Source organism: Taibaiella lutea, from assembly GCF_008629695.1.
GTDB lineage: Bacteria > Bacteroidota > Bacteroidia > Chitinophagales > Chitinophagaceae > Taibaiella > Taibaiella lutea.
Genome location: NZ_VWSH01000001.1, coordinates 28,240 through 50,753, shown reverse-complemented (window position 1 = coordinate 50,753; position 22,514 = coordinate 28,240). Strand labels below are relative to the sequence as shown.

Here is a 22,514-nt window from a genome sequence, read left to right as displayed (position 1 = left end):
CAATACTGATTGCTGTAAAGATAGATGCAACAGGCCATGCATGAAATCGGGAGAAATACGCTATTTTTGAAAATCAGTATTTTCCCGTAGTTAACCGCCTTCGTTCCCTAAGTATATTTAAAGATGATTTTCAGGAAATTTATTTTCTTAATTTTTTGTTTTGCGATATACGTAAATCAGGGTATTTGCCAACCGGCAGCTCAGTACTTAAACGATGATGAAGGCTTTGACTATGGCTTACAGCTGCAACCTGAAGGTTATAGAAAACTGCAACAGTCAGACACGATTCCGATACGTAATCAGATCAATTATTCATTGACTATTGTAAGGCGTGAACCCGACAGCACCAGATACCTGCTTAGGGATGCATTGAGTAAAAGCCTTTATTTAAATTACGATTGCGGCATAGCTACGGCACTTGCAGATATCGGTTATGTAAATACTATTGAAGGTAATTATCAAAAGGCTATTCTTTATTACCGTAAAGCACTTCCGTATGCCATTAAAGGATTAAGGAACAGAACCTCATTGGCTATGTTTTATACCTGCATGAGCGCTCCTTACTTCCGGCTTGCGATGTATGATTCTATGTATTATTATTCTTCCAAAGCGGAACAAATAGTATCAGGTATAAAATGCAAGTCTGAAGGTGAAGTGGTCGATGTCAGTTCTATCTATAATAATCTGGGTATATTATGGAGTGGGGTAAATAATTTTAAAAAGTCGGCTCTTTATTTGCAGAAAGCAAAAAACGTAGTTACCTCATTCAGTAAGAAAAGCACGGCGCTCCGATTAACGGAAGCTAACCTTAACTCCAATATAGGGCTGATTTATTTCGAGAATGAGCAACTGGATTCAGCAAAATATTTATTGAATTTATCGCTGAAATATTATCCCGATAATCCGCTTACATTGATTACACTTGGTAAAATAGCAGTAAAAGAGTCCAGACCCGATGAAGCTGTTACGTTATTGCAACAGGCAATAATATTTACTGTAAAGGCGCATGATTACACCAATAATCTTTATGCAAAATCCGTATTGGGTATTTTGTATTATGATCAGAAAAAGTACAATGAAGCGGAGGTTTTGCTGAATGAAGTAGTAAAGGAATCAGGTAATCAAGGCGATAATGATTTGTCTTATACTTATCAGGCCTATCAGACTTTGTCTGCCATCAAGGCTTTAAACGGAAATTATCAGCTTGCTTATGATTTGGAGAAGAGAAGCCTGGAATTACTGGATTCCATGAAGGTTAAAGAAAAGATGATTTCTGTTTATGATCTGGAATCGCAATTGGAAATTGCAAACAGGGACAAGGCAATTGCCACCAACAAATTGTTACTTGCGCAAACCAACAATAAACTGAAGGAACGTACATTCTGGATTATTGTCATTGCATTCGGAGCAATAATATTCATTGTATTGCTGGCATCTTTTTATCGCAATAGTAAAAATAAACAAAGGCTTCAGTTAAAAGAATTGAATGATATTCAGAAAGACCGGGAGATAAATTACCTGCGTGCTATGATAAAAGGCGAAGAGCAGGAAAGGGCAAGGCTTGCAAGGGAAATTCACGATGGCATTATGGTGCAATTCTCTACCATTAAGATGGGGATGAAAGTGATTCCGGACAGTTACAGGAAAATAAGCAGCGAGGTATTTTTTGAAACAGATTATTACCGTGAGCTGATAGACAGCATGGAAACAGCTACAACAGAATTGAGAAGCACTGCTCACAATCTGATGCCTGATATGCTGTTACAAGGAGGGTTGGCAGAGGCTGTCTTTTATTTTTGTAATACCATAAAAAAGAATACGCAATTGTGCATAGACTTTCAATTGCACGGAACAATAGACAGGCTTGATGCCGAATTTGAATTATCTGTTTACCGGATTATACAGGAGCTGATGCAGAATATCATCAAACACGCGCATGCATCTAAAGTAATATTGCAGATGGCAAGTGTCGGAAATGTGCTGTCCATAACTATTGAAGATGACGGAAAAGGCTTTAATGTGGAAGCCGGAAGTAATGGTATGGGATTGATGAGTATTAAAAACAGATTGCGTGTTATGAATGGAATAATGGATATTCAAAGCAATGAAAAGAGTGGAACATCCATCCATATTGAATTCGAAATATTATCTTCACAACAGCCTTAAAATTCAGTGAATTTGACACCTATTAAAATTGCCATTGTTGATGATCATCCGCTTGCTGTAAATGGCATCAGGATGATGCTTGCTGAACAAAAAGATATGGAGGTCAGGAATGCCTATCATTCAGGCAAAGATTTACTGGAAGGACTTGCAGCCGAACAGCCCGATATTTTGCTGCTGGATGTATTACTGCCGGATTTTTCAGGTCACGAGTTGGCTGCTATTATTGTAAAACAATACCCTGAAATAAGAATGGTGGCTCTTACCAGCCTTGATGCTCCTGCCATGGTGAAAAGCATGTTATATAACGGATGTATTGGTTATCTGCTGAAAGGAACTGATCAGCAAACATTGATTACAGCTATACATCATGCTTATAATAAAGAGGAGTTTATAGAGCCTTCACTAAAAGAACACTTATTACAGAATATGTTCAAGCCTCAGAAAGCCGGATTGAATATTCCTTACGAACTGACTAAAAGGGAGCAGGAGATTCTGCAGCTTATTGTACAAGGCAATACCACACAGGAAATAGCTGATAAATTATCCATCAGTCCACGTACTGCTGAAACACACAGGTTGACATTGCTAAAAAAAATGTATGCAAAAAATACGGCAGAATTAGTGGGAATAGCTGTGCGTTTAGGATTGGCGGAATGATCGGAACAAATTCATTTATGCCTGAACAAATGAAGTTTGGTGTTTATGTAAGTATGCATTCGTTTGTAACGAATGCCTTATAAAAGGATATATTTTGACCCGGCTATTTGCTGAAAAGCTATTTCAATAAAGATTTTATGATTTTTGGGCATTGAGTTATCTTTGCCGCATAAATACGCTATATTTAGGTTCTTTTTTTAACCAATGAACAATCACACAATCATAGCAGCTTGATTTTCAATTTATTAAGCTGAAAATACAATGGACAATCTAAGATGGATGCTTCTTTAAATAAGGAAAAGCCCGAGGTTCGACTAAGGGCTTTTAGAGCAATTGATGATCCTGCGACTTGTGAGCTTTTTTTGAAGGGACATGAACAGGTTTTAACAAGCATTGGTGTTAAGAAAGTTACTTCCTCCAACAATTCATGGATGTTTAATCCTGCCGCGTTTGTTCTGATTGTGGAATCGTTGGATGGTTCTGTTGTTTATGGCGGGGCCCGCGTTCATGTTGCCGGCGGTACGGAACCATTGCCCATCGAAGCCGCTACACTTGCTTTTGATCCCACAATAGAAGATCATGTTTTTGAATATGCATTAAGAGGCACCGGCGAATGCTGTGGATTATGGAATTCCAGGTTGATTGCCGGCTACGGTATAGGAAGCATTTTTTTATTTCGCGCTGCAGTTGCCATTTCCACACAAATAGGTTTGACGTCCTTATTCGGCCTTTGCGCTCCTTATACGCTTAAAATGGCTCAAAACGTCGGTTTTGAAGTATTGTACAGTGTGGGTAATGAAGGCACCTTTTATTATCCGAAGCTTGATTTGCTGGCTACAGCCGTTTGCAATCGTGATATTGTTTCCATGGACACGGCCATACAGGAAGACAGAGATGCTATTTTTAAATTAAGAGAAAACTTACAGGTTGTAATTGTAGAGGAATTACGCAAAAAGCAGATGACTATTCACTATGATATTGCTATTCCAAAACTTGAGTCATGGAGTCTGGCCGATACGATCGAAAACGCCAGGCGACAATACAAGACTGCAAAATCAAGCGAAAAAAATATTTCTTTCCTTTAATTGCTATTAAAACCAATAACAATTAAATTTACTGCCATCTTTTCAACACCCAAACAAACCAAATAAGATTATTTTAAAATCTTCCCTCCTTTTTATGTCACAAAAACATTACGATATCAGTTACCTTGAAGATACTGCAAAATTACTTGGCAATCTTAAAAAGCACTCTTACCAGCCCTTTCAACAAATTACCAATGGCACTATAGCAGATCTTGGCTGCGGAACAGGCATTGATGCCATCAATATGGCTAAAATGATGGATCCGCAGGTTCAAGTAATTGGTGTTGATCACGATCCTCAGATGATAGAAAAAGCAAAATCTTCTTCTGCCGATGTTGAAAATGTGGATTTCGTCTTGTCTGAAGTTTATCCGCTTTCTTATGAAAATGTAGCATTGTCCGGTATCAGGGCCGAAAGATTATTGCAGCATTTAAAAAATACAGAGACCGTAATAGCCGAAATCAAACGTGTTTTGGCAGTTGATGCGCCTTTTGTGATTGTAGAAACAGATTGGCAGAGCTTGTCATTTTATAATGGCGATCCTGTTACAGAAAAAAAGATAACCCAATACCTCACAGAAGAAAAGATAAACAATGGACTTGCGGCTAAAAAACTGACATCTTATCTGGAACAGGGCGGTTTCAGAGATATCAGATTGGAAATATTTCCTTTTGTACTCAGGACATACAAAGAGGCTTGTGACTATATCTGGATCGACCGGATGGTAAACGAAATGGCTGAAAAGAATTACATTAGCGGTTCAGAACATGAGGTATTTATGGAAGCGCTGAAAAATGCCGATGCACAACAACATTTTGGTTGTGCCATTAATATTGTAGTTGCTTCCTGTATCAAATAGTAAGCCTAACCTAAATTTATGTCTAAACTTTTATATTGCTTTGTCCTTTGTTTTTTACTGTCGGTAAATTGCTTTAGTGCCGTAATTATTACAGATTCCCTGGGAAGAATGCCTATTGGCAAAAGCATGTCGATGTTGCGCAGTGACAAGGAAATACAATTCAGAGATGTATTGCATTCAACAAAGTTTGAAGCAATTAAAACTGACATTCCCAATTTAGGTACGGAGGCTAACGGTATATGGTTGAAATTTGATATGAACAACCGTAGCAATCAAAATCATTTCCTGCTGGAGCTCGCTTATCCCATATTGGATGAAGTAGAAATCTATATTCCTGATGCAGCAGGTAATTATACAAGAAAGGTATTGGGAGAAAGTATCCCTTTCAAGCAAAGGAGTTACCAATATCCCAATTTTATTCTTGATATAAATCAGCCGGCCAATACCACATACACTTACTATATCAGGGTTAAAAGCTCCGAACAAATTATTTTGCCCGTTTATATCAATGTACCGATACCGCTGTGGGAAGAATTAGATAAGCAAAGTATCATATCAGGCATATATATAGGTATTGTGCTTATAATGGGAATATATAACCTGTTCCTGTTTTTCTCCGTGAAAGACAAAGGATATGTTTATTATGCCATTTACGTATTTCTTGCGGGCCTTACCCAGATTGGCATCAAAGGATATACTTATAAATACTTATGGCCTGATTTGCCGTATTTTGAATCTAAAAGTATTGTGCTGTTCGCTTCTTTATGCGCCATTGCAGCTTTATTCTTTGCCAGGGATTTCCTTCAGATAAAGAACAATTATCCAAGGATAAATACTTTTATAAAAATACTGGTATTCACCTTTGTTGTCAGCATCCTGTTGATATTTCTGAATAAAGATCAGGCGGGCTTTCTGCTGATGCAGCTTGCAACTACAGTCTTCCTTTTAAGTGTGTTTTTCATTTCCTGGTTTGTAATGAGAAAAGGTTATTCACCGGCCAAATTTTTCTTCATTGCATGGTCGGCCTTGTTAGCCGGTTCAATCATTTTTCTGCTGAAAGATACCGGTATTCTGCCTTATAATAATATTACCAGTTCTTCAGCCCAGGCTGCTTCCGCAATTGAAATGGCGTTACTTTCTTTCGGTCTTGCCAACAGGATCAATATAATGAAACAAGAGAAAGATCAGTCCCGTTTAGCCGCTCTGAGAATCGCAAAGGAAAACAGTCAGATCATCAAACAACAAAACGTAATACTTGAGCAAAAAGTAAAAGAAAGAACGGAGGAATTGGAACAAAAGAATGACACATTGAACGTTGCGATGAATGATTTACAAGAAGCGCAAATGCAATTGGTGGAATCTGAGAAAATGGCGTCTTTGGGTCAGTTGACAGCAGGTATTGCACACGAAATTAATAATCCTATTAATTTCGTAACAGGCAATATAGGTCCTTTGAAACGTGATGTGGGCGCTTTATTGGAGACAATCGATATGTTGGAAACCTTTAGCCAGGATGATAGTTCCAAAGAAGAAAAAGCCAGGAAAATCAGGCAATTCAAAGAAGATGTGGATTTTGATTACCTAAAAACGGAAATCAGCCATTTGCTGAAAGGTATTCATGAAGGTGCCAGCCGTACGGCAGAGATAGTGAAAAGCCTTCGTATATTTTCACGTCTGGATGAAGATGATATCAAGCAGGCCAATCTTAATGAAGGGCTGGATTCCACGCTTATTATCGTCAATAATATGCTCAATAAGATTAATGTGATAAAGGAATATGATGATTTACCACTGGTAAATTGCTATCCCGGAAAATTGAATCAGGTGTTTTTGAATGTCATATCCAATGGGATATATGCTATCGGGGAGAAGTTTAAAGAGGAAGAAGGCGGTGAATTGAAAATCATTACGAAACTGGATCATAATCAGGTGCTCATTTCCATATCAGATAACGGAACGGGAATGTCAGCCGAAACCAAACGTAAAATGTTTGATCCTTTTTATACTACAAAAGACGTAGGGCAGGGAACAGGTTTGGGTATGTCCATAGCATTTAATACCATTCAAAAGCACGACGGCAATATACAAGTAGATACAGAAATGGGTATTGGCACGACTTTTAATATAATACTTCCCATTCATGAATTAGAATAAATTAAGAGGAAGAATGCGCCCACTTATTTTAAATCTTTTATTTAGTAGTATTTATGTATCGTTTAATTGCAACATTTTAATTAAAAAAGATGCAATTAAAAGTCTTTAGGTATAATTATAAAATATATTCAATTAGCTAAGATTAAATTAGATACATTAAATTGAAAATAGACTTACCTTTACGGTACGCGAATGACAACCCTTATCAACAACATGCTCCATTATTTAAAATTAAATAATAATCACATCGATGAATAATGAAAAAATTTCTATTCTGTATGTAGATGATGAGGAAAACAACCTTATTTCCTTTAAGGCTACCTTTAGGCTAAAATATAAGGTGTTCACCGCAATAAGCGGAGCGGATGCCATTAAAATTTTAGAGGAGAATCTCATTCATGTAATTATTACAGATCAAAGAATGCCGAACATGACGGGCGTTGAATTTCTTGAAAAAGTAATTGAGAAATTTACTGATCCCATCAGAATTTTATTAACGGGTTATACCGATATGAACGCAGTGGTGGATGCCATAAACAAAGGCAAAATTTTCCACTATCTGACTAAGCCCTGGAACGAAGAAGAACTGGACAAGACCATCGCCCGTGCCTACGATATCTTTCTTGAAAGAGAGAAGATAAAGCAGATGAATGAAAAGCTGGAAGTATCGAATAGCCAACTTGAATTTTTGTTACGTCAGAAATTACTTTCGTAAGAAAGTACCTGACGCCTTTTATCCGATTTGCTGTAATCTTCCACCGGTAGATTGGTTCTTACCTGTAAAAGGGTACTTTATTTTTTAAGACCACCTAATATTTTAGAGAATATGACTCTTACTCAAAAATTCTCAAAGAAGCTTAAAATTCTTCGTGAAGTAAATAACTACACGCAGGAATATGTTGCACGTGTGTTAGATATTTCTCAGAATGCCTATAGCTTATTGGAAAAAGGGACAACCAAAATAACACTGGACAGGATCGAGGTTTTGGCTACATTGTATAGTACTACTCCTGCTGAACTTGTAAACGTAAGTGAAAATATATACAACGGAAATTCCGTTGCAAATGAAATGATGCACTCCAATGTGCCTCCGACGCTTAGCTCGTTTGAAAAACGTATGTATGAGCAAACAATCAGCCGGTTGGAAATCGATATTGAAAAATTATATAATCTCATTAATCAGTTGGCTACAAGTAAGACCGCATCACAAACTGAAACCAATAGCTAAGCTATTACAAGTTTGGTTCAGTATTTCGGTTTCTTCTTTATACGAAAATAATTATCCCGGCTTTTGATGGTATTCATACCTGAAATAGAAAAACAGCAATCAGAGGAACAAAACACATTCCAGCTTCGCAAATTAAAAGAAGTAATAGCTTATATAAAAGCAAATAGCGCTTTTTATGCCGGCCACCTGAATGCTTTTGAAGCACAAATTGAAAACATTCGGTCTTTGTCTGACCTGCAGTCCTTACCTGTTACAACTAAAGAAGATTTACAACAACACAACTGGGATTTCCTTTGTATTCCTAAAAAGGATATAAGGGAAATTATGTCCACCTCCGGCACCTTGGGGAGTCCTGTTTTTATAGCTCTTTCATCCAATGACCTGGAACGATTGGCCTATAATGAAATGCTTTCTTTTCATTGCATGGAAGTAGATGAAAACGATGTTTTTCAATTAATGCTTACCCTCGACCGCCAGTTTATGGCAGGCATAGCCTACTACTCCGGCCTTTCAGAAATCGGTGCGGCCGTTATCCGCTCGGGTCCCGGTTTGCCTGCATTACAGTGGGAAACAATGAAGGCTTTGGATGTCACCGGATTGGTAGCAGTTCCTTCTTTTATTACAAAAATGCTGGACTTCGCAGAAGAGCAGCATATTCCTTTCCGGGATTTCAAAGCAAAAAAAATATTGGCCATCGGCGAAAGTTTGAGGGATGACAACCTTGAACCGAATGCTTTAGCACAAAGAATAAAAAGCAAATGGAATATTGAATTATATTCGACCTACGCTTCTACCGAAATGCAGACTGCATTTACGGAATGCAACGCAGGCAAAGGCGGACACCATCATCCGGAATTAATTATTGTTGAAATATTGGATGAAAACGGTAATCAGGTTCAAAAAGGTGAAGCCGGAGAAATTACCATTACGACGCTTGGTGTGGAAGCCATGCCTTTATTAAGATACCGGACCGGCGATATTGCAAAAGCTTATTATGAACCTTGTTCCTGTGGCAGAAATACCATGCGATTAGGTCCTGTTTTAGGCCGTAAGCAACAAATGATAAAATTCAAAGGAACAACCATTTATCCGCCGCAGCTGTTTGATGTTCTAAATAATCTTGAAGCAATAAAGGATTATGCTGTTACACTTTCTGCCGATGAAACAGGACAAGACAAATTAATCCTGTATGTTTATACGGAAATGCAGGATAGTGATTGTAATCAATTGATAAAACCTGTATTTCAACATAAATGGCGTGTAGTGCCTCATATTATTTATTGCTCTGCCGCTGAAATACAAGCTTTACATTTTGCAGATAATTCCCGTAAGCCGCAACGCTTTCGGGATTTGAGGAATTAGCGGAAATCCTGATGCACAAAAAGAATTGATGATTTGGTTATTTTATAAAATCATTTAGTTAACTAATTTTATCCCTCTTCCTTTTATTTTTTAATTTGAATTAAAGAAAATGAATATTGCCTCCTATATCGATCATACTATTTTAAAGCCCGCAACTTTACGTTCCGATATTGAAAAACTATGTTCCGAAGCGCTTGAATATCAATTTGCGGCTGTATGCGTACCACCCAATTTTGTATTCTTAGCTAAGGAATTGACAAAAGATTCCGATGTTAAAACAGCTACTGTTATAGGATTCCCATTTGGTTACAGCACCATTCAGGCTAAAGTTGAAGAAGTGCACCAGGCTATTAAAGATGGTGCGGATGAACTGGATATTGTGATAAATATTTCAGCATTGTTCAATGACGATTTTGATTATTTGTCAAAAGAAATTATTGCCTGCCTGCAGCCCATTCGATTGAATCGGCGTGTAGTAAAGGTTATTATAGAAAGTGGCATTTTATCAGATGATAAAATCATAGCTTGTTGTGATTTATATGCCAGACATAAAGTAGATTTTATGAAGACCTCTACAGGATACGCCGAGAAAGGCGCAAGTGTGGAAGCTGTCAGGCTTATGAGGCAAAACCTTCCTGAAGATATTAACATTAAAGCTTCGGGTGGTATTCGTACATTTGCGTTTGCAAATGAATTAATTGCAGCAGGTGCCAACCGCATTGGCGCGTCGGCAAGTATAGCAATTGTATCGCAGGCAACTTAGCAGTATAATACACATTCATGAAACATTTATTTACCCTCTTATTTCTTTTAATAAGTTTAATGGGCAAGGCGCAAACCTCCCATGATGCAGCATCGGATTCCGTTACGGTACATATAAACGCTGATCCGCGGCTGGCATTGATAGTAAATAAGCCTGTTCAGAAAAGCGGATTTGTAGGAAAAATAAGAGGTTTCAGAGTACAGATTTATAATGGTAACGACAGGAAGAAAGCCAATCAGTCGAAGCTTGATTTCATGAAGGCCTTCCCGGGAGTGCGTTCCTACCTTATTTATAATAATCCGCAGTTCAGGGTAAGAGTGGGTGATTTCAAAACAAGGGGAGAGGCTATGCAATTGTTTAATAAGGCAAGCCTGAAATTCAATCCATGTATGATTGTTCCTGATGTAATTAACTACGCCACGCCAAGAAAACCGACATCTGCAACCGAAACATCTGGCTCCGATGATTAATACCATAAAGCAGTTAACTGAGTCCATTTATCCTGATTTGATTAGTATCAGGAGGCATATTCATGCTAATCCTGAACTCTCTTATCAGGAATATAATACCATGAATTTTGTTGCGGCCGAATTAGATAAACTGGCTGTCCCTTATACAAAAGGAGTTGCAGGTACAGGTTTGGTAGCATTGATTGAAGGGCTGCATCCTGAAAAAAAATGCATTGCACTTCGTGCGGATATGGATGCATTGCCGATCCTGGAAGCAAATGATATTGATTACAAATCGAGAAACGAAGGCGTGATGCATGCCTGCGGACACGATGTACATACTACTTGTTTATTAGGCGCTGCAAGGATTTTAATGCAGCAAAAAGATAATTTTGAAGGGACTATAAAATTAATTTTTCAACCCGGAGAAGAGAAAAGCCCGGGTGGTGCAAGTTTGATGATTGCTGCCGGAGCTTTGGAAAATCCCAAACCGGAAGCTATTTTCGGGTTGCATGTATATCCTCAGTTACCTGCCGGAACCGTTGGTTTCCGTTCGGGACAATACATGGCTAGTGCAGATGAAATTTATATAACCGTAAAGGGAAAGGGAGGCCATGCTGCTTTACCTCAACAAACCGTTGACCCTATTGCAGTAACAGCAATGATTATAACCGGACTGCAGCAATTGGTGTCACGCAAAAGCAATCCGTTATCTCCTACCGTCTTGACCTTCGGTAAAATTCAGGGTGGCGCTACCACCAATGTCATTCCGGAGACAGTAGAACTGATGGGAACCTTGCGTACTTTTGATGAGACTTGGAGAAAGGAAGCTATCGAACATATCAAAACAATGACAATTCATATTGCACAAGCTTACGGAGCTGAAGCAATTATCCATATTCCGGAGGGTTATCCTTCTTTGTTTAACGATCCGCAAACAACAGAAGCGGCAAGGATTTTTGCGCAGGAATATTTGGGAAATGAAAAGGTTCATGACCTTGAAATGCGCATGGGTGCTGAAGATTTCAGTTTTTATACCTTGCATACCAAGGGCTGCTTTTTCAGAATCGGAACTAATAGAAACAACGAAGCGTTTACATTACCGGTCCATAATTCCCGATTTAATATTGATGAAGAGGCATTGAAAATTGGCGCAGGAACGATGAGCTATATTGCCTTGAATATGATGAAAAGCTAAAGAGTAAAAAATTATCCCAAAATCAACCTGGTATGCATTTCATCCAAAGCGATTTGTTTTTTCAAATCGTCTAAAGATTCAAATTTTTCTTCACCACGTATGTATTGCACAAAGTGTACTGTAAGCACTTGTCCATACAAATCCTCATTAAAATCCAGGATATTCACTTCGCAGGTCAATATCTTTTCTTCCGTAACTGTAGGCCTGTAACCTATGCTCATCATTCCTTTGAACAGATTACCCTTCCATTCCGCCATTACAGCATAAATGCCAATACCCGGAATAAGTATATCGCTGTAAACAGGTTTTAAGTTGGCTGTAGGGTAGCCGATAGTACGGCCTATCTTATCGCCATGCACTACTGTAGCTTTGTAGGAATAGGAACGTTCCAGCATTTCAGCAGCTATATGAATACCGCCGTTTAACAGTGCATTCCTGATTTTGGTAGAGCTTACCGCAGCCTGTTCAATAAGTTGTGCGGATATCTCCACAATAGTAACTTCCGGCGGAACTAACTTTTTTAATAAGTCAATATTACCTTCCCTGCTATGTCCGAAATGATGATCATAACCGATAATGATAGTATGCGGATTGAAATTTTTCAACAGAAAATCTTCTACATATTCTGTTGCAGAAAGCATGGAGAAGTCGCGGTTGAAAGGCACTACAACAATGTGGTCTATGCCGGTAGCAAGTATTAAATCTATCTTTTGCTCGGGTGCCGTCAGCAATCCCAAAGGTTGTTCAGGATGTATGATTTTTCTGGGATGCGGCTCAAAAGTTATGAGAATGCTTTCGCCGCCGATATCTTTCGCCGCTTTTACTACTTCCGATAAAATAACTTTATGACCATGATGTACACCGTCAAAAGAGCCGATAGTTAAAACCGGTTTAGTAAAAGAAGGCAGGTTATTTAATTGATGAAATACAGCCATGAATTGAAATAGGTGTGCTGTGCAATTTATTCACCCACACGTTGCAATTTAATATCGTTTGTTTTGGAAACTATTAACGGGAATTTTTCCGTTGTAACATCGCTCATGTCCAGGCCGAAACTGCGTTCTTCGGATAAGCTCAATTTCTTCAGAATGAAATAGCCACGCATAATTATCTTATCGAAAATAGGCAAAGCATTATCTCTCGAAAGGAATTTTTCCAATACAATGAAGCGGAAATCACCGCGAACATTATTCTTGCTTAACGACTCGTATCTGCTGGTTACATTCACTTCCTTGTTTGCTACCATTTCTTCCACCACTTTCTTAAACATCATTTGGATGCGATGTTCCACCCTGAACCCAAGCCTGAATTCAATGCGTATTATCTCATTTGGAATAACAGTTTGAACCACATATTCCATTGTATAAGGTTCATCCACAACATCCACATGCACAAACCAATAAATGTCTGCACGTTTGGGCTTTTTATATAAAATTGAGAAAATGATTTTATGTTCAATTTCTTTATTGAAATTGGCGCTCGTCATATAAACCAGATGCGTAGCATATTTCGGAATAGTACGGTCATTACTTAATTCCTGTATGATGGGAACGTAATCTTCCAGCCTTACAAATTCAACGTAACGGTTTTTAATCTTTCTTGCCCTGTACCACATGAACATAATACTGAAAATACCACCTGCGATGAATACCGTTACAAAGCCATTATGTGGTGGCGGGAATTTGCTCAGATTGGCAATCAGGAAGCTGACTTCAATACTTAAATAAACAGCCAGATATAATCCAATCCATATTCTCGGAACACGAAGTGTGAACAGGTAAAAACTTAAAAGCAAAGAAGTCATGATCATGGTAATGGTAATGGATAAGCCATAAGCGCCTTCCATTGCTGCCGAAGAAGCCTGAAAGAAAATGACTACTGCCGTACAACCCAGCCACAACATGAAATTAATACCCGGAATAAATAATTGTCCTTTTTCCGTTGTAGGGAAATTGATTTTCATTTTTGGCCAGAGATTCAGTTTGATTGCTTCGTTTACCAAAGTAAAAGAACCTGAAATCAAAGCCTGAGAAGCAATAATAGCTGCCAGCGTTGCAATTACAATCGCAGCAATACGCCACGGACCTTCCGGAATTAGAGCGAAGAAAATGTTGATATCATTGCGTAATATGCCACCTTTATGGTGACTTAAAAGCCATGAACCCTGGCCGATATAATTTAATATCAGGCATATTTTTACGAAAATCCAGGAAGCCCGGATATTACCTTTACCCACGTGTCCCAAATCGGAATAAAGTGCTTCCGCACCCGTTGTACAAAGAAATACGGAACCCAAAAGCCAAAATCCCTGAGGATATTGTGTCAATAATTTTATAGCCCAGTAAGGATTAAATGCACTGAAGATATGTGGATTGTCGCCTAAATGCATAGTGCCTGTAACGGCCATCATCATAAACCAGAGCACCATTATAGGCCCGAAAAGCTTTCCGATGGATTGCGTGCCAAATTGCTGCATGAAAAAGATACCGGCAATAATAACAAGTACAACAATCATATTGGTCTTTTCACTTTGCAGATCAAGACCTTCAATAGCTGAAGTCACCGTAATGGGTGGCGTAATTAAGCCATCGGCTAATAAGGCAGCACCTCCAATCATGGCAAAAAAGACAATCCATTTGGCATGTCGCCTGACCAATGCAAAAAGGGAAAAAATGCCGCCTTCCCCATTGTTATCGGCCCGTAGCGTAAGTATTACATATTTAATAGTGGTTTGTAATGTAAGTGTCCAGATGACGCATGATACACCGCCGATAACTAATAAGTCAGAAATAGTTTTGTCCCTGACAATTGCATTCATTGCATAAAGCGGCGAAGTACCAATATCTCCAAATACAATTCCTAATGCAATTATAATTCCGGCTAAACTTGCTTTCTTAAGATGAGCTCCCACTACAAATTTTATTTATTTAAGAAGGCAAAGGTAGTAGTTTACTCAATATCAAATTTCAATTTAAATGAATCAGATACCAAATTCACAATAATATCTATAAAGCATAAATCCATTCTATTATTTGAATCCTTAAAATGGAATTCATATAATAAAATGGATTTTTCACGGGATGTGAGTATTGATTTTACAATACCTGTTCTAAGAAAGTAATAGCTTTTTCGGGTCTGATTGCTTCTAATGATTCCGGTTCAATTACCGCATTGGCATCCAGTATTAAAGAAATGCCATTATGTTTCCACCAGTTATCATCTTTTAACTTGCTGTAATGGATTACACCGGTAATATAACACCTGTTTTTGGCAGCATAACTTTCATCAATCCATTCAAAATCATCAATCGGAATATTGTTCCAGGATGCTGCACTTACAAATACACTTAGATAATAATCATTGGATAAGCCAAATGGTTGATGGTGATATAGTTTTTTATATTCATATCTGTAGTCGTAACGCAACGCCGAAATATCGCTCAATACCGCTGATGCAGTCGGAAAGCTTCCCGCACCTTTTCCATAAAAGAATTGTTCATCAGCAAATCCGCTTTCAATAACCACACCGTTATATTCATTCTTCACCAAAGCCAAAGGATTTTCTTTTGAAACAAACTGAGGTAATACCAACGCTGCCACTTTACCGTTTGATAATTTCTTTGCCTGCGCAACTAATTTTACTTCATAACCTTTTTCTTTAGCCACTTTCGCGTCGCTCAACTGAATATTCTGGATGCCATTAAAAAGTATGTTTTCCGTAGCTTCTACAATTCCATAGGCATGGGTCAAAAGGAATGTCCATTTATTGGCAGCATCAAAACCCTCCACATCAAGTTTGGGATTGCTTTCAGCAAAGCCTAAATCCTGCGCTTGTTTCAGGGCAACATTGAATTCCAGGTTTTCTTCAAATATTTTGGTCAGAATATAATTTGTAGAACCATTTACAATTGCTTTAATGGAATGTAATAAGTCATTATCATAATACTCTTCCAGATTTCTTATAACTGGAATGGAAGCGCATGCTGCAGATTCATATAAAAATGGTAAACCTGTTTCCTGTTGTATCTTCAAAAATTCCGGTAAATGTTCCGCAATCGTTTTCTTATTAGCGCTTACCACGGCCTTGCCATTTTTAAAAGCTGTTGTTATAATTTCAAATGCGGCATCGGCATCATCAATAACTTCGACAACTACATTTATTTCGGCATCATTTAAGATGTCATTCTTATCAGTTGTGAAGAGCGCTGCGGGTGCATTTCTTTCTTTGTCGGCATGTTTAATACAAACCTTTTTCAAGTTTGCATTCAGGCTCGGCGTTTGTTGTAATACCTTGTAAAGACCTTCTCCTACCACACCAAAGCCGAACAGGCCAATGGTTAATTTGTTTTGCTTAGACATTTTTTTAGATTTTTAGATGTTAGATATTAGATTTTAAAACTTTGGAAGTCGTTATTATTTTTTTGAATTGAGAAGGACGAACTTTCTATTCACTGCTACACATTCACTATTCACAATTGACCATTCACTATTCACTACTAATTCAGATGAATAACCGAGTTCAACGAAAATTGAAATCTTACCTGATTGGCGATGCTTTCTTCAATCGGATTTAGTTCATTGGCAAGCTTCAAAAGCTGTTCCAGAGCTTCATCAGGCGCATTGGATTTAATAGACAATGAAACATCTATCTTATTAAAAATGCTGTTATTGAAATTTTCTTTATGGGTTAAATTGGAATCAAGATTGCCTGTTATAATGACATTAAACTGAGCCACTTCAATACCTGCTTCTTTAGCAGCCATGTGAAAAGCATCGCTTAAATTTTCAGCGTAGTTATTGATGGAAAAGAAATATTCTACTGAAAAAGTAGGATTCTTTATAAATGACAAATAAGTATTGCTTTCAAATTCAAGGTCGAACTTGCGGGTCTTGGATTCCAGTTTAGAAGATTGAATACTTTCTCCTGCAAAAGAAAAATTTAGCTTAGCCATGACGTAAAAAACGATTAAAAAATTGTTGGTAAAAAGAGAGTAAAACCTTGCAGCGCAAGTATTTTAAAACTCAAAAGAAAAATTAAAAAGGAAGATTGTAATAGATGTATTACTGCCAATTACAACAATAGCTACACATGACGCGTCGATGCATCAGATGGATATGTGTAGTATGAATAGTTGTTGGCTTCATTGATTTTGCAATGTTTGCAAGTGAAACAAAGCTAATGAAATTAATAATGCTCATCCTCTTTTATCTTTTAATTAACCATAAATTTTATTTGGCAATACATTCGTCCTGTTTGTAGCTTTGACAACTTTTTAAAAGTTGTCAAACCTTACATGGGAAGGTAATTAAGCCAAAGCCAGTTCCTTGATCCTCGATTGACTTATAACTTTTAATCCCGCTGCTAGATCCGCTATTAAATCTTCGGTTTCTTCTATACCTACAGACAATCTGATAAAGCCATCCGTAATGCCTACTTCCCTTCGTTTTGTTTCAGGAACAGATTTGTGCGTCATCTCACAAGGCAGGCAGCTAAGGCTTTTGACACCGCCTAAACTTTCAGCAAGATGAAATAATGTTGTATTTTGAAGAAAGGCTGTAGCTGCGGCTTTTGTGTCATTTTTCAAGCGGAAGCTTATAATGCTGCCAAAAGCTTTTAATTGTGATTTTGCTAATAGATGATTAGGGTGGGAAGATAATCCCGGATAATAAACTGCTGCAACTTCCGGATGTTGTTCCAGGTATTTTGCCACGGCAAGTGCGGAGTTGGATTGTTGAAACACACGGAGCGAAAGGGTTTCAATACCACGAAGTACTAACCAGCTGTCAAAAGGCCCCAATACATTTCCTGCAGCATTTTGGAGAAACTTAAGTTTGGCGCCCAACTCCGCATCTTTTGCAATTAACGCACCTGCAATCAAATCGCTATGGCCGCCCAAGTATTTGGTGGCGCTATGGATAACAATATCCGCACCCAAATCCAAAGGCTTTTGAAGGATGGGGGATGCAAAAGTATTATCTACACAAAGCAAAGCCCCGCATTGTTTGGAGAGCTTTGCAATAGCTGCAATATCCGATATTTTTAATGTAGGGTTCGTAGGCGATTCCAGCCAGATCAGTTTTGTGTCAGGGCCGATTGCATTTGCTACATTCAAGACATCTGTCGTGTCGACATATTTAATTTTGATGCCGAATTTTTCGTAAACATGCGTAAACAAACGGTAAGCGCCGCCATAAATATCATCGACTGCAATAATTTCATCGCCGGCCTGCAATAGCTTAAGAACAGCATCAATTGCGGCTAAGCCACTGGCGAAAGCAAGACCTGTGCTGCCGTTTTCCAATGCAGCCAAAACACTTTCCAGCGCGGATCTTGTCGGATTGTTACTACGTGAATAATCATAACCTTTGTTTACACCGGGTGCTTCCTGCACGAAGGTTGCGGTTTGATAAATGGGAACGCTGATAGCGCCTGTTTGCGGGTCAACAGGAATGCTGTTGAGAATCTGAGTGCTTGTGCTCATCTTTCTTTTGGATTAGACAGTTAATGAAAATTTTGATTAAACATTTTGCTGACCTCCCGGAAAGATTATTTATCAGACGAGCATAAAAAAAGCTCACCTGATAAATCAGATGAGCTGTATAATGAGTTTGATAATAGACCGATTAAAAGCTTGACCTGACTTATCTATCTCAATTTCTTGAGTTGGAATTAGCACCTTATATCGAGTATAGGTTGCTAAGGTATCGTCGGGCCATGTCCCTCCACCTTTCTGGATAAGTAGCAATAATTTGAAAAAGAACTTCGGGTGCAAAGATAAAGGTGAAGTTTTTACTTTACCAAATTTATTTTTATCTGTACATCTCCGGTGTAACAGAAAATTTCCACACATGTTCACCGTTTTTGTCCCGGTAATTATAAACCAACGTCATTTTATTGTCTCTGAATATTTTCATATCAGGACTGGTTTTGACATTATTAAGCAAGGTCGGCTCAATGTATTTCTTTACCGTATCAATATTTACTTCTGATTTAGCAACGCCAACAATTGTGTAATTATACTGAAATGTATTATTGGGCAGCGATAGCGTATTATCCAAACGCGTAAACTGGTCAACCATTATCGGGCATGTTTTATTTATTTCACTCGCCACCTGCATCATTTTTTTATCAAAAGATGAGTTGTCAAAGAAATAATGCTGTGCTACAAAAGACCCGAAAGCCGCGCCGATTATACCGAAGATTAGCGCCATCCTCTTTTTTGTTTTTTCTGATTTCGAAGCCGATGGTAAGACATTTACTTTTGAGTCATTCGGAATTTCCTGCTCAATTTTTGGAAGCTCATAGCCGCATCCGGAACAGTATCTGGCATTTGAAATATTGTTTGTTTGGCAATTAGGGCATTTTTTCTCTATCATATTTCAGGGATTAAGGTGTGGAAATTTTTGCTAAAATATACGTTAATAAATAATTGTGCAATTTTGTTCCGTCGATGTTTAATTATTTTCTACAATCCTGTGACTGTTTTTACAAACTATAAAGCTATTTTTGCAAGCAATTTTTATTTAACAACATTCCTTCGTGAAATATAAGCACCTCCTTTTTATAGTAATCCTGATTTTAATCCTCGACCAGATTATTAAAATCTATGTAAAAACGCATTTTCTAATCGGAGATCCGGGTGCTGTTCATTTGGCCGGGAACTGGGCGCAGCTTTGTTTTATAGAAAATGAAGGCATGGCTTTCGGAATGACAATTATGGACAATCCTTTAGGCAAAGTGATATTGACTTTGTTCCGTTTGGTAGCAGTTACTTTTGGTTTTTTCTGGGTTAAGAAATTGGTACAAAAAGGTTACAGCAAAGGTCTTTTGATTTGCGCTGCCCTGATTCTGGCTGGTGCGGCAGGAAATTTAATAGATAGTATGTTCTATGGGCTTATTTTCACAGAAAGCGATTTTATGCAGATAGCACAAGTAGTAAGCCCGGGTAAAGGTTACGGCTCTTTCCTTCATGGCAAAGTGGTTGATATGTTTTATTTTCCAATGGTAAATACCGTATGGCCACAGTGGGTACCGTTTGTAGGCGGTCACGCTTTGCGTTTCTTTGAACCCATTTTTAATTTGGCCGACGCTGCAATTTCTACAGGTGTTATTACTTTATTGGTATTTCAAAAGAAATTTTTGGCTAATCATCAGAATTCCAAGACAATGCAGCAACCTGTTGTTGAACCAAAGGATATTGTTGAAGGGAAAGCTTAACCGCTGCAATATCGCCATTGCTGTTTCTGTGCAATCAAAATAATGTCGGGAATGACATTCCGGATATTCTAATTAACATATCGGACAATAATATTTTCAAACCTCTTTTTAATAGCGTGAACAATTTCGAAGCAAATTTAGAATATGCCCAGTCGCAGGACGATATAGACATTCTGTATCCCTTCCGCGAACGTTTTCATTTCCCGCAACACAACGGTAAAGATGTTGTGTATTTTTGTGGAAATTCATTAGGTCTTCAACCTAAAAGTGCCCGTTACCTTTTTGACAGGGAATTAAGCGATTGGGCAAAATGGGGAGTCGAAGGGCATTTCAATGCAGATCATCCATGGTTCAGCTATCAGAAACCTTTTTCCACTTCTCTGGCAAAAATTGTTGGAGCTAAAGAAGAAGAGGTTGTGGCAATGAATACATTGACAGTGAATTTACATTTGCTTTTGATGTCATTCTACAGGCCAACAAAAGAACGTTACAAAATCATCATGGAAGCCGGAGCTTTTCCTTCGGACCAATATGCCATCGAAACCCAGGTACGTATGCATGGTTACAATCCTGATGATGCTATTATTGAACTGACACCGCGCGATGGTGAATACACTTTGCGTGATGAAGATATTCTGACAGCCATATCTGATGCGGGAGACAGCCTCGCGACTGTTATGATTGGAGCGGTAAATTATTATACAGGTCAATTTTACAATTTAAAAGATATTACAGAAGCAGCACATAAAACGGGCGCTATTTGTGGTTTCGATTTGGCACATGCTATGGGTAATGTCCCTATGCAGTTACACGATTGGAAGGTTGATTTTGCCTGCTGGTGTTCTTATAAATACCTGAATTCCGGTCCGGGTGGGGTAGGTGGTATTTTTGTTCATGAAACGCATGGTAATAATCCTGATACTTTCCGCCTTGCAGGCTGGTGGGGCAATGAGGAAAGCACCCGCTTTAAAATGAAGAAAGGCTTTATTCCTTCAAAAGGCGCTGCAAGCTGGCAGATGAGCAATGCACCGGTATTTAACATGATTGCGCATAAAGCTTCTCTGGATATTTTTGATAAAACTTCTGTTCAGACCTTACGCAATAAAAGCCTGACATTAACTGCATACTGCGAATTCCTGCTGAAGCAATTAACCCACCTTGAATTTGAAATCATTACGCCATCCGAGCCACACCGCCGAGGCGCGCAATTGTCATTATTGTTTGGCAAAGACGGCCGCAAAGTTTTCGATGCATTGACCAACGAAGGTGTTATTGCCGACTGGAGGGAGCCCAATGTAATCCGTATTGCTCCGGTTCCGATGTACAATACTTTTGAAGATGTGTATAGTTTTTATGAGATTCTAAAAAACCTTGCAGTTTAAAATTTGCACATCCCGCATTCCCTTCGTACATTTGCACCCGATTAGTGAAATTAAAAATATTTATATTATATGTCCGGACAACTTAAAGAAGTTCGTTTACGCATACAGTCTGTAACCTCTACACAGCAAATCACGAGAGCCATGAAAATGGTGAGTGCTGCTAAATTGCGCAGAGCACAGGATGCTATCTTGCAAATGCGCCCTTACACGCAAAAAATGCAGGAAATGTTAGGTAATATCGTTAGCAGTTTAAGCGGCGATATGCATCTTCCATTGGCAGAAGAACGTACTGCTGAAAGGGTTTTGATTATTCCTATTACAAGTGATCGTGGTACTTGCGGGGCTTATAACGCAAACGTTATTAAAGCTGCTATCAAGACCATTGATACAAAATACCCATCTCAGAAAGCAAAGGGAAATGTAACTATTTTGCCAATGGGTAAAAAAGGTTATGAATATTTCCAGCGTCATGGTTATAATTTGGTAGACAATTTCTGGAATATGTTTTCTGACTTGGGTTTTGAAAATGTGAAACGTGCTGCTGTTTATGCACAGGAAGCATTTCTGAGAAAAGAATATGACCGTGTTGAACTGGTTTACAGCCAGTTTAAAAATGCAGCTACCCAACTTTTTGTAAGCGAGCCCTATTTGCCTATTCCAAAAGTGGAAGCAGCAGAAAATGCAAAACAAACAGACTTCATCTTCGAACCTTCCAAAGAAGTTTTGATTGAAGAATTGATGCCGAAAATATTGAATACACAAGTTTACAAAGCAATATTGGATGCCAATGCTTCCGAGCATGGCGCCCGTATGACAGCAATGGATAAAGCAACGGAAAATGCTGCTGAAATCCTGCGCAGCCTGAAAATTTCTTATAACCGTGCGCGTCAGGCAGCTATTACTACAGAACTTACAGAGATTGTAAGTGGTGCAGCAGCGTTGAATGGTTAAGCATCGTTTCAATAAATTTTAAAGAAAACACTCATTCGGTTAC

20 protein-coding genes and 1 riboswitch are annotated in these 22,514 nt (G+C 38.3%); of the genes, 14 read left to right on the top strand and 6 right to left on the bottom strand.

Annotated features, from left to right (window positions below):
* The first annotated feature begins 123 nt into the window (after positions 1-123).
* The 11 genes from F0919_RS00225 (at position 124) to F0919_RS00175 (ending at position 11,921) form a co-directional block, all read left to right on the top strand.
* Positions 124-2,166: an ATP-binding protein gene (locus F0919_RS00225; RefSeq protein WP_150030705.1), complete on the top strand. Its 2,043-nt coding sequence runs from the start codon at positions 124-126 to the stop codon at positions 2,164-2,166.
* A gap of 12 nt (positions 2,167-2,178) precedes the next feature.
* Positions 2,179-2,823 (top strand): response regulator, encoded by a 645-nt coding sequence (locus F0919_RS00220; RefSeq protein WP_150030704.1) that lies wholly within the window; start codon positions 2,179-2,181, stop codon positions 2,821-2,823.
* 275 nt (positions 2,824-3,098) lie between these two features.
* Positions 3,099-3,908 carry a hypothetical protein gene (locus F0919_RS00215; protein ID WP_150030703.1) on the top strand — a complete coding sequence of 270 codons (810 nt, stop codon included), beginning with the start codon at positions 3,099-3,101 and terminating at the stop codon, positions 3,906-3,908.
* Positions 3,909-4,002: 94 nt separating this feature from the next.
* Positions 4,003-4,767 (top strand): methyltransferase domain-containing protein, encoded by a 765-nt coding sequence (locus tag F0919_RS00210; RefSeq protein ID WP_150030702.1) that lies wholly within the window; start codon positions 4,003-4,005, stop codon positions 4,765-4,767.
* 18 nt (positions 4,768-4,785) lie between these two features.
* Positions 4,786-6,921, top strand: a complete 2,136-nt coding sequence (locus tag F0919_RS00205; RefSeq protein WP_150030701.1) for a sensor histidine kinase — start codon at positions 4,786-4,788, stop codon at positions 6,919-6,921.
* Between the two features lie 250 nt (positions 6,922-7,171).
* Positions 7,172-7,636 carry a response regulator gene (locus F0919_RS00200; protein ID WP_190277195.1) on the top strand — a complete coding sequence of 155 codons (465 nt, stop codon included), beginning with the start codon at positions 7,172-7,174 and terminating at the stop codon, positions 7,634-7,636.
* A gap of 111 nt (positions 7,637-7,747) precedes the next feature.
* Entirely contained in the window at positions 7,748-8,149 is a 402-nt protein-coding gene (locus tag F0919_RS00195; protein WP_150030699.1) for a helix-turn-helix domain-containing protein, read from the top strand.
* Positions 8,150-8,215: 66 nt separating this feature from the next.
* A complete protein-coding gene (locus F0919_RS00190) occupies positions 8,216-9,511 on the top strand; it encodes a phenylacetate--CoA ligase family protein (RefSeq protein ID WP_150032061.1) in 1,296 nt (431 codons plus the stop codon).
* Between the two features lie 109 nt (positions 9,512-9,620).
* Complete coding sequence (gene deoC, locus F0919_RS00185) at positions 9,621-10,274, top strand: deoxyribose-phosphate aldolase (RefSeq protein WP_150030698.1); 654 nt, start codon at positions 9,621-9,623, stop codon at positions 10,272-10,274.
* Between the two features lie 17 nt (positions 10,275-10,291).
* Positions 10,292-10,744: an SPOR domain-containing protein gene (locus F0919_RS00180; protein WP_150030697.1), complete on the top strand. Its 453-nt coding sequence runs from the start codon at positions 10,292-10,294 to the stop codon at positions 10,742-10,744.
* Entirely contained in the window at positions 10,737-11,921 is a 1,185-nt protein-coding gene (locus F0919_RS00175; protein WP_150030696.1) for a M20 metallopeptidase family protein, read from the top strand. The genes F0919_RS00180 and F0919_RS00175 overlap by 8 nt, the downstream gene beginning before the upstream one ends.
* An 11-nt stretch (positions 11,922-11,932) precedes the next feature.
* On the opposite strand, the gene F0919_RS00170 is transcribed toward F0919_RS00175, so the two are convergent.
* The 6 genes from F0919_RS00170 to F0919_RS00145 all read right to left on the bottom strand — a co-directional run bounded on the left by F0919_RS00170 (position 11,933) and on the right by F0919_RS00145 (position 19,297).
* Positions 11,933-12,856 carry a bifunctional riboflavin kinase/FAD synthetase gene (locus tag F0919_RS00170; RefSeq protein WP_150030695.1) on the bottom strand — a complete coding sequence of 308 codons (924 nt, stop codon included), beginning with the start codon at positions 12,854-12,856 and terminating at the stop codon, positions 11,933-11,935.
* Positions 12,857-12,882: 26 nt separating this feature from the next.
* Positions 12,883-14,832: a KUP/HAK/KT family potassium transporter gene (locus F0919_RS00165; protein ID WP_150030694.1), complete on the bottom strand. Its 1,950-nt coding sequence runs from the start codon at positions 14,830-14,832 to the stop codon at positions 12,883-12,885.
* A 184-nt stretch (positions 14,833-15,016) separates the two neighbouring features.
* Positions 15,017-16,279: a homoserine dehydrogenase gene (locus F0919_RS00160; protein WP_150030693.1), complete on the bottom strand. Its 1,263-nt coding sequence runs from the start codon at positions 16,277-16,279 to the stop codon at positions 15,017-15,019.
* 137 nt (positions 16,280-16,416) lie between these two features.
* Positions 16,417-16,872 (bottom strand): OsmC family protein, encoded by a 456-nt coding sequence (locus F0919_RS00155; RefSeq protein WP_150030692.1) that lies wholly within the window; start codon positions 16,870-16,872, stop codon positions 16,417-16,419.
* Positions 16,873-17,226: 354 nt separating this feature from the next.
* Positions 17,227-18,402: a trans-sulfuration enzyme family protein gene (locus tag F0919_RS00150; protein ID WP_150030691.1), complete on the bottom strand. Its 1,176-nt coding sequence runs from the start codon at positions 18,400-18,402 to the stop codon at positions 17,227-17,229.
* A 157-nt stretch (positions 18,403-18,559) separates the two neighbouring features.
* Positions 18,560-18,662, bottom strand: a riboswitch (SAM riboswitch).
* Positions 18,663-18,730: 68 nt separating this feature from the next.
* Positions 18,731-19,297 (bottom strand): zinc ribbon domain-containing protein, encoded by a 567-nt coding sequence (locus tag F0919_RS00145; RefSeq protein WP_150030690.1) that lies wholly within the window; start codon positions 19,295-19,297, stop codon positions 18,731-18,733.
* A gap of 163 nt (positions 19,298-19,460) precedes the next feature.
* Between F0919_RS00145 and F0919_RS00140 the strand changes: the two genes are divergently transcribed.
* From F0919_RS00140 to atpG, 3 genes are all read left to right on the top strand, one after another.
* Positions 19,461-20,138, top strand: a complete 678-nt coding sequence (locus tag F0919_RS00140) for a lipoprotein signal peptidase (RefSeq protein ID WP_150030689.1) — start codon at positions 19,461-19,463, stop codon at positions 20,136-20,138.
* A gap of 116 nt (positions 20,139-20,254) precedes the next feature.
* Positions 20,255-21,520 (top strand): kynureninase, encoded by a 1,266-nt coding sequence (gene kynU, locus F0919_RS00135; RefSeq protein WP_150030688.1) that lies wholly within the window; start codon positions 20,255-20,257, stop codon positions 21,518-21,520.
* A gap of 69 nt (positions 21,521-21,589) precedes the next feature.
* The gene (gene atpG / locus F0919_RS00130) at positions 21,590-22,471 is read left to right on the top strand and encodes an ATP synthase F1 subunit gamma (RefSeq protein WP_150030687.1); all 882 of its coding nucleotides are present in this window, start codon (positions 21,590-21,592) and stop codon (positions 22,469-22,471) included.
* Positions 22,472-22,514: the final 43 nt, after the last annotated feature.

Excerpts from the sequence above, each read along its gene's own strand:
- F0919_RS00225 (WP_150030705.1), top strand. The coding sequence starts at position 124 with ATGATTTTCAGGAAATTTATTTTCTTAATTTTTTGTTTTGCGATATAC.
- F0919_RS00215 (WP_150030703.1), top strand. The coding sequence starts at position 3,099 with ATGGATGCTTCTTTAAATAAGGAAAAGCCCGAGGTTCGACTAAGGGCT.
- F0919_RS00210 (WP_150030702.1), top strand. The coding sequence starts at position 4,003 with ATGTCACAAAAACATTACGATATCAGTTACCTTGAAGATACTGCAAAA.
- F0919_RS00205 (WP_150030701.1), top strand. The coding sequence starts at position 4,786 with ATGTCTAAACTTTTATATTGCTTTGTCCTTTGTTTTTTACTGTCGGTA.
- F0919_RS00200 (WP_190277195.1), top strand. The coding sequence starts at position 7,172 with ATGAATAATGAAAAAATTTCTATTCTGTATGTAGATGATGAGGAAAAC.
- F0919_RS00195 (WP_150030699.1), top strand. The coding sequence starts at position 7,748 with ATGACTCTTACTCAAAAATTCTCAAAGAAGCTTAAAATTCTTCGTGAA.
- F0919_RS00190 (WP_150032061.1), top strand. The coding sequence starts at position 8,216 with ATGGTATTCATACCTGAAATAGAAAAACAGCAATCAGAGGAACAAAAC.
- deoC (WP_150030698.1), top strand. The coding sequence starts at position 9,621 with ATGAATATTGCCTCCTATATCGATCATACTATTTTAAAGCCCGCAACT.
- F0919_RS00180 (WP_150030697.1), top strand. The coding sequence starts at position 10,292 with ATGAAACATTTATTTACCCTCTTATTTCTTTTAATAAGTTTAATGGGC.
- F0919_RS00175 (WP_150030696.1), top strand. The coding sequence starts at position 10,737 with ATGATTAATACCATAAAGCAGTTAACTGAGTCCATTTATCCTGATTTG.
- F0919_RS00170 (WP_150030695.1), bottom strand. The coding sequence starts at position 12,856 with ATGGCTGTATTTCATCAATTAAATAACCTGCCTTCTTTTACTAAACCG.
- F0919_RS00160 (WP_150030693.1), bottom strand. The coding sequence starts at position 16,279 with ATGTCTAAGCAAAACAAATTAACCATTGGCCTGTTCGGCTTTGGTGTG.
- F0919_RS00155 (WP_150030692.1), bottom strand. The coding sequence starts at position 16,872 with ATGGCTAAGCTAAATTTTTCTTTTGCAGGAGAAAGTATTCAATCTTCT.
- F0919_RS00150 (WP_150030691.1), bottom strand. The coding sequence starts at position 18,402 with ATGAGCACAAGCACTCAGATTCTCAACAGCATTCCTGTTGACCCGCAA.
- F0919_RS00145 (WP_150030690.1), bottom strand. The coding sequence starts at position 19,297 with ATGATAGAGAAAAAATGCCCTAATTGCCAAACAAACAATATTTCAAAT.
- atpG (WP_150030687.1), top strand. The coding sequence starts at position 21,590 with ATGTCCGGACAACTTAAAGAAGTTCGTTTACGCATACAGTCTGTAACC.